Annotated in this window: 4 protein-coding genes; all 4 read left to right on the top strand. The window is 45.6% G+C overall.

Features of this window, described 5'->3' with window-relative positions; genetic code table 11:
- Positions 1-791 (top strand): IS3 family transposase (locus MLE27_RS17680; RefSeq protein ID WP_243313947.1); only part of this gene is annotated, 791 nt, incomplete at its 5' end.
- 593 nt (positions 792-1,384) lie between these two features.
- On the top strand, positions 1,385-3,469 hold the full coding sequence (locus MLE27_RS17685) for a sulfotransferase family protein (RefSeq protein ID WP_243313948.1): 2,085 nt from the start codon (positions 1,385-1,387) through the stop codon (positions 3,467-3,469).
- 132 nt (positions 3,470-3,601) lie between these two features.
- Positions 3,602-8,188 (top strand): glycosyltransferase, encoded by a 4,587-nt coding sequence (locus MLE27_RS17690; RefSeq protein WP_243313949.1) that lies wholly within the window; start codon positions 3,602-3,604, stop codon positions 8,186-8,188.
- Positions 8,189-8,303: 115 nt separating this feature from the next.
- Positions 8,304-8,410, top strand: a 107-nt coding sequence (locus MLE27_RS17695) for a transposase (protein WP_243313951.1), incomplete at its 3' end; no start/stop codon positions are given.

Raw genomic sequence — 8,410 nt, forward strand, 5'->3', positions numbered from 1 at the left:
AGCCCACCGCCCGCGAGCTTCGCCGCCGTGGCCCTCAAGGCTTCTTCACGGACGCGGAATTGCTGGAGCGGATCAGAGCGGTCCTGGCGGAAAGCCCTTTCACCGGCGAGGGATACCGCAAGGTCTGGGCCATGCTGCGCGACAAGGGAGTGCGCACGTCCAAGGAGCGCACGCTACGCCTGATGCGAGAGAACGGGCTGCTGGCGGTCAAACGCCCTGGTCGGCCTCATGGCCCGAAGGCGCACAACTGGACGATCAGGACTGGACGCGTGGACGAGATGTGGGGCACGGGCATGACCACAACCATAACCCTCTCGGAAGGCAACGCCTCGATATTCTTTGCGATCGACCGTTGCTCGTTGGAGTTGGTGGGCATCCATGCCGCCAGTCGGGGCACCAGGTTCGAGGCGCTGGAACCGATCCGGCAGGGCGTGCGCCATAGCTTTGGATCGTTCGGCAAGGAGGTGGCGTCGGGCCTGACCCTGCGCCACGATCACGGCAGTCAGTTCATCTCGGAGGACTTCCAGCGGGAAATCGCCTTCCTGGGCATCAAGGATTCGCCGTCCTACGTGCGCGAGCCCCAAGGCAACGGCATTGCGGAGCGTTTCGTGCGCATCCTCAAGGAAAATCTGCTCTGGGTGCGCCGATTCCAGGCGTTCGAGGATCTCCGCCTGGGCCTCCTGGCCTTCAAGGACACCTACAACCGGCAGTGGCGCATCGGCAGGCACGGCTATCGCTCACCGGCCCAGGTGAGGGAAAGACAGAAACTGGAGGTCGCAAAGGCGGCCTGATTTTGGCGGCTAACTGTCCAAGAAACCCTGGACCTCTACAGGTGGGCCGACGCCTGGTTTGCGTTAATCTGGACGGATCAGCACCCCTCACTGGCCTGCGTGGCCATCGTGATCATGGCCCAGGAGCGATGCTGCGCAATCATGCCCTTCGCGATCATCGGAAAGGGAGATTAGCCGAAGACAGCCTTTTGCAACGGGCTGTTATGTCGTGGCGTCCAGAAGTGGCCATTATGTTGCCAGTATTAGGAGGATTCGAACGCCTTCAAGTTATAAAAAGTAAGTCGGACTACCCTTTTGACGGTTAATGTGATAAGAATTGAGCGAGGTGAAATTTCTGGCGCTTGTAGATTGTAATGTCATGTGGCATGTGGTAAAATAAATTGAAAGATTTCCATCCAAACTTTTCTGGATGGGATTTAAATGATTCTTTTTAAAATCTCCTGAGTAGTTACTAGAAAGTGATAACACAATAAGGAATCGTTATGTCGCACTCCAGTCAGCAATGCGTCATAGTGTTAGGTATGCATCGAAGTGGTACGTCTCTGTTGGCCGGCTGCCTGGAGGCCCTGGGGGCAAGCCTAGGTTCCAATATCATGATGAAAACAGATATGAATCCTAGGGGCTTTTTCGAAAATACTGATATCGTTTCGATCCATGACATGCTTTTACAGGAACTCGGTTGCCGTTGGGATAATATTGGAAATTATCCCTTGCGATGGCTTGAAACAGATGCTGCGAAGGTTGCTCAAGGCCGTATTAGGCGGATAATTGAACGTGATTTTGCTGATAAAGAATTTTTTGTTATTAAAGACCCTCGGATGTGTCGCTTGTTTCCTCTTTGGTCAGACATATTGGAGACTAAGCATATAAAGCCTAAAGTTGTATTGATCGTGAGGCATCCTTTCGAAGTGGCAAAGTCGCTACAAAAGCATCATGGATTCAGCATGCTAAAAGGGCACTTGCTGTGGTTAAATCATATTCGCGATAGCATTTTTCATAGCGCTTCTTTTCATAGAGAGTTTATTAGGTATGATGATTTATTGGCAGAGCCATTGCGTTGTCTCAATAAAATTATTGGCGGACTGAACTTAGCGCCTTTGGTTTCGCAGAAGTTTGCATACGAAGCTGTTGTTGATATCGTTAAACCTGATCTTAAGCATTTCAAGCGTGACAGTGGCGCTGCTGTAGAATTTTCTCATTACAGTGTCATATATGATGATATTATACAGAAGTTTAGCTGTCAAACTGAAGATATTTTGCCATGTAGCGTCAAAATCTTCGAAGAACATAGAAGTGCAGGGGTTCCGTCTAGTAGTCTGTCGAACATCTTTGACCTTTCGATCGAGTTCAGGCAGACTGTAGAGGCTGTTCCCGCAGGCGCCCTGCTCGATGACTATTTGTCCATCGTAAATCAATTTGAACAACTCGAGTTTCAAAAATTGGTACAACAACGTAATTTTGTGACTCAAGCCGATCAGCAATCTGAGCCAATATTCTCGCAAGTGTTTTTTCCAGACATTCCACCTAATATTTACCATGATGGTTTTTCACAGAAGTTCATAATGCTGAATGAAGAGTGGCAAACTCTCGATTTTACGTTGCCACATCCAGGCCGCTGTCGTGTAGTCCCTTTGCGGTTTGATCCTTTAAATACGGTTGGATTTGTAGTCATAGCTTCAATAAAAGTCGTAGATGGAGCAAATGGCAATTGTCTTTGGGAGATGCCTAAAGACAGACTGTTTGAAGACGTTCAGTTAATTAAAGATTGTTTTGCAATCTCATGTGATAATGGCTTGCATCTTTGCTGTACCGGTAATGACCCAGAAATTCATTTTCCAACATTGCCTGTTTTCGCCGACAAACCATTACGAATGGAAGTGCAGATCAAAGCTTGCCGTAACATACGATCTCTTCAGTCGTACTGGGAGGATTTACAATCTTCATTTGCTCGGGCAAGTGGGTCGGCATTGTCCGTAACCGGCCTTGAGTCTGCCCTAATCGAACGGGATCAGCGTATCGCTAATCTTGAAGGGGCTTTAGAGCAATCCCGTGCTCGTGAAGAAATTTCGAGTCTAAATGAAGAGGACGCAACTCGGAAACTTCGAGATATTGAATCCGTATTGGTGGATAAGGTTAAACTGATTGAGACACTTGAGGCTTCTTTAGATCTAAGCCGAGCCAGAGAAGTGACCTTTTTGCAAGATCTTGAGGACACTTCTCGAGCTGATTTTCAAAAGCAAATTGCAACTCTGCAGTCTCAGTACCAAGAAGCTCGCGATCAATTTGATAAATGTAGTCAGGAGATTGTTTGCCTGACGAATATGTTGATAGAGAATGAAAAAGTTGCAGAGGAACACGATAAGGAGCGATCCAAATTTTCAGAGCAATTGGATGAGCTAGCCAGGCTTCAGTTGGAACATGATCAAGCACAACAAAATTTTGGTAAACTAATTGGGAGGCTTATTTCTGAACTTCTTAATTATGCAGGAACAACAAGACTTAGTCCCGAGTTTTATCGTGAACTAGCTGCAAAGCTTATTCAGTGTGGCCTTTTTGACTCAGAATGGTATCTTGATCGGTATGAAGATGTTCGACAGGAGCAGATGAACCCCCTCGAGCATTATATTTTGTATGGTATGTTTGAGGGAAGATCTCCAAGAAGTTTGTTTAAGTGTTAGTATTGTTTAATTTGAGGTAAGGGGCAATACTGGTGCGCGCATAATTCGCCGATCATTATTGGTGATTTAACTACAAGGCAGCCAATGTTATGGCTGCTTTACACATTCATGCTATGCATACATGGGGATGCTATGAGTTTTAATAGCAAGCTTGGAGAATTGTTGGATGCATTCGACGAACAATGGTACGTTGAACGTTACATTGATGTTAAAGAGTTTGGAATGCCTCCAAAGGAACATTTTCTGCGATTCGGGCTTAGAATGGGTCGCCAGCCTGGCCCTGCCTATCCTCACAAATATTCGCTAGATGAGGTCTTTGCGTCTTCCATTTCGCACCTGACAAATGATGAATTGGCACATGAAACATCGCGGTTGCAGAATGAGGTTGATATATTAGAAGCCAGTGGTCTTATTGATGATTCTTACTACTTGACTTCATATCCAGACGTTAAAGCTGTAGGCATTTCCCCTGTATGGCATTACTGCCAGTATGGATGGAAGGAAATGCGCAATCCTAGTTCAAAATTCAACACGCAATATTATTTAAGCCAGAATGAAGATGTTAAGTGTAGTGGCATAAATCCACTACTTCATTGGTGCAAATATGGCCGAGATGAAGGTCGCTCTATAAATAGAGCTGTTGTTAAACGAGCAGTACGTAAGAATAATGCTAGTCCTTCTATTGTATTTTTATGCCATGAAGCATCACAGACAGGGGCGCCTGCTGTTATTTTATCTTTAATGAAATTTATAAAAACACATACACGCATCAACTTTTCTATAATAATAGGTGAGCCAGGACCTTGGAACAGTCGTTTTGAAGCTCTTGCTCCATGCTTTTATATTAACACTCCTGGCCACAATGATTTGATTCAAGAAATAAAAGATTTCTGTGGCAATTATGTGCAATTGGTTTATGTTAATACCATCGCCTCTGGGCACTATCTCCCACTGTTGGATTTTTTGGCTGCTGAATGCATTACTCATGTACATGAGATGGATAATATATTCCGAATATTTAAAGATTCATTCATAGAATGCAGTAAGCGTTGTACAAAATATATCGCTGTTTCTCCTAAAAGCGCGGATGCTGTGCGTAGTCGTATATGTGCTGAAACAAGTGAAATATATATCTTGCCCCCTTTTATTGACCCATTTACTTCTGACGGTGAATTTATACCGTCACTTTACGATGGGCCAGTGATATTTGGGTGTGGAACGGTTGAAAAACGTAAGGGGTTTGATCTATTTTGTGAAGTTGCCCAATCTCTTCTGCGTAGAGGTGTTTCTAATTTCCGAATGTTCTGGATCGGGGCTAAAGGTGATCTAGATCCGCAGGACGAAATTCGCCGTTACGATGTCGGGGAGCATGTGGTTTGGCTGGGCTCAAAAGACTATCCGCGGAAATATTTCGTTCAGGGAGACATATTTTTGCTGCCTTCTCGCGAGGACCCTTTCCCACTTGTGGGTCTGGAAGCGGCTGAATGTTGCCTTCCTGTTGTTTGTTTTGACCAAGTTGCGGGGGGGATGGTCACATTCGCTACTCCTGATGCTGGGTTTGGTGTTCCGTATCTTGATGTTGAAGCCATGGCCGAAGTTGTGGCCAGATTACTGGCAGATTCCGAGCTTCGCAAGCAACTGGGACGCACTGCAGCTGATAAGGTCAAATCCAGACATTACACATCTGTGGTAGGTCATAAAATCATAGACCTCTTTCCTACTCTTGTTAGCCAGCGCGGCATGACACCGATGCAAGCAGCCCAAGCATTTATCGACAAAGCATCTATTGTATCTTTTGATATCTTCGATACGCTCATTACCCGCCAGGTTGATGAGCCCGAGGTAGTCTTCGATATCATTGAGTACTGGCTTACAGTTCGCGAGGCTTCTCCTGTACCATTTTTTCAAGAACGCATGGAAACAGCAGGCCAGGTATTAAATAGTTACAATGGAACTGTCGAGGATGTTTCAATTGATGAGATTTACGAGCACGTCCCTTTTTTTGGTAACGCATCCATGGAAAAGTCGATTGAGCAATCTATTTGTATTTCACGAAAGTTTGGCATTGAACTTTATAGATATGCTGTTTTGCATAATAAAATAATTTACCTTGCAAGTGATATGTATTTAGATCAAAATACCATAAAGTCTATTCTTTCATGCAGCGGTGTCACACATTGGGATGCCTTGCTTCTTTCATCATCACTCGGGAAGAAGAAGGACACTGGCAGTTTGTTCCCGGTTTTGCGGGAAAAAGCAGCCCTTGAGGGCATCCCGTCCGAAGACATCGTGCATTTTGGGGACAACTGGAATAGCGACATCAGACGCGCCCGTGAAGCTGGACTCAACGCAGTTCATGTTACTCCTATAATCGAAGAATATCAGCCGCTTTTTTCGTTGCCAACTGATGCAAAAACTCAGCTGTCTCAGCTTGGTCGGATCTGGGATAGCTTTCGTGCACAGGCAGCTCGTTTATGGCAGGAAGACCAACCTCAACTCTCGAATGATTTTTTTATCCAAACTGGTTTTGAACTTTCCGGTCCACTTGCTGCGATGTTGGCTATATACACTCACAATATTGCCAAGCGATTTGGCGCAAATACAATTTGTTTCCTAGCCCGAGACGGTCGAATCGTTAAAAAAGCCTTTGACAGTTTGTACAGCAAAGAAATATTTGATGGTACTTTTGTCATTCATTACCTACATCTCGCCCGAGCCACAGTGGTGCCAGCGAGCCTCGAATTCCCGTTGTCTTCCAACGATCTGTATTTTTTGGTAGAAGGGCTCCATCTTGCCCAAAAACCAGTAAGCTACTACTTACGAAAAGCTGGCCTGAGCTACGACGATCATGCTGTTGCTGCAATCGTTGAGCAGTATTTCACGTCCTCTGAGGTTATTCCTGATTGGCGAAGCAGGGGGTCGATGCTCCGCATGTTCAGCGATTTATCAGGGCTTATTTATTCCGCAAATCAGAGTAAACGCTTGGCCTTGCGTGCCTATCTAGAGGCTCATGGCTTGCTGACCCAAGACAAAATTCTACTGGTAGATGTTGGTTGGATGCTCAACATTCAATCCCGTTTGGTCAAATTCATACGATCTTGTGGCTTCGAGCCAGATATAATAGGGTGCTATATTGGCTCACGTGAACGGGTTGACAAATCAGTGTGTCATTTCAACTTGATGTTTAAATATGGTGAACCTGCCCTGTATTCTGAATTCTTTGAGGCAAATACAACGTTGCTTGAGGTGCTTTTTTCAGCTCCAGAGCCCTCTTCACAATCCATTAAGATTGATCCGGATTCCGGGCGTCCCATAGTGGAGTTCGCTGATCTGCCTACTCCGCTTTCAAATGAATTCCTAGTAGCACAAAAACTTCATATGGGAGCTGAGGCGTTTTTTCGAATTTTAGCCAAAGCCCGTGAAACCTTTTTCCCTGATCAAATTTCTAAGGATTTTTTTTACCATCTTGTAAAAGCTTTAGTGGAAACAAACGACCTGCGAGCAAAGGCATGGCTAACTCAGTTTGAGATTCGCCTTGGAGGCTATCATGAACTGGTGGTTAGGGAAAATTTGTTGCAGCAAGATTATATTGATTATTTATTTGAGCCTGATGCAGAGTATTTTGAGCCTTTATTTTTCCATGTAAAAGCTGATACACCATTTTTTTTAATTGTCACTTCTGCTGGCCTTGATAACGGTTCTACACGTTATCGCTCTCTCCATTTGGCACAGTTTTTACAACACTCACAGATTTCTTGCGTTGTTTTACATGCCGCAACGCCAGAGGTGACATTTCGTGATATCGCAGCCAAGGCTCAAGCAGTTATTTTTCAACGTTGCTTTCTTGAGCAGGGTAATGTTGAATTAATGTTTCAATGTGCAAGAGCATTAAAGCTGACATGCATTGCTGATATGGACGACCTAGTGTTTCCTGAGTTCATTGTTACTGTCGGCTCTGTTGCTGGCGGAGAATGGACCTTGGCGGACGCTTTATTTGTAGCTACGGCTTATAAAAAATTTTTATTTATGCTCGATGCTTGTATTGTCTCGACTCCTACGCTGAAAAGCTATTGCGAAGAAAACTTTGCCTTGCCTACTATTTTGATTCGTAACAAAATCGAAGAGCGTTTGATGCGCTTCAGCCCACGCCGTCAACCAGGCTCTTTGCGTTTGCTGTATGCATCTGGAACCGCTTCTCATAAAGAAGATTTCGCCTTAATCGAGGACGAAATTTACACCATATTATGCGAACACCCTGGCGTCTGGTTGTCTGTTCTTGGCAGTGCTCAGGTTTCTGGCAGGATACTTGCCCTACCAAATGTTAGCAGCTATCCCTTGCTTCCTTACGATACAATGTTAGAGTTCATATCCGTGCATGACTTGTCACTTGTTCCTTTAGTGGACAACATCTTTAATCATGCCAAGTCCGCTGTGAAATTTTTAGAGGCTGCCGCTGTGGGTGTGGCGACGCTGGCGTCTCCCCTGAACGAATTTACCCATGTTATCCGTCACCGCCAAAATGGGCTTTTGGCACAACCGGATTGTTGGAAGTTGGAGCTTGAATGGGCGATTGGCAATCCTGGTGCCCTTCTCGCAATTGGGCAGGCGGCCCAGCGTACATTAGGGCGCGACTATTTGGTATCTCAACCCGACCCTGAGATAATTCATCTTTTACGTGGCGCGGTGCTTTCCAGGGCCTGGCAAAGTCATTCTCGTTAACTGGCTGTGGTGGTAAAGGCTCCCTGCATAATCCGACTGCGTAAGGTAATCCCCCCAATAAAAGGTTGTTCTGAAAAGTAGAATTTTCTCGTAAGCCCAGGCGAGGAGATTTTACATGAAGACGTCCCGCTACTCCGACAGTCAGATCCTGAGCATCCTGAAGCAAGCCGAAAACGGCATCGCCGTGCCGGAACTTTGCCGCGAACACGGCATGAGCAGCGC

The sequence above is a fragment of the Fundidesulfovibrio agrisoli genome (genome assembly GCF_022808715.1).
Taxonomy (GTDB): Bacteria; Desulfobacterota; Desulfovibrionia; order Desulfovibrionales; family Desulfovibrionaceae; genus Fundidesulfovibrio; species Fundidesulfovibrio agrisoli.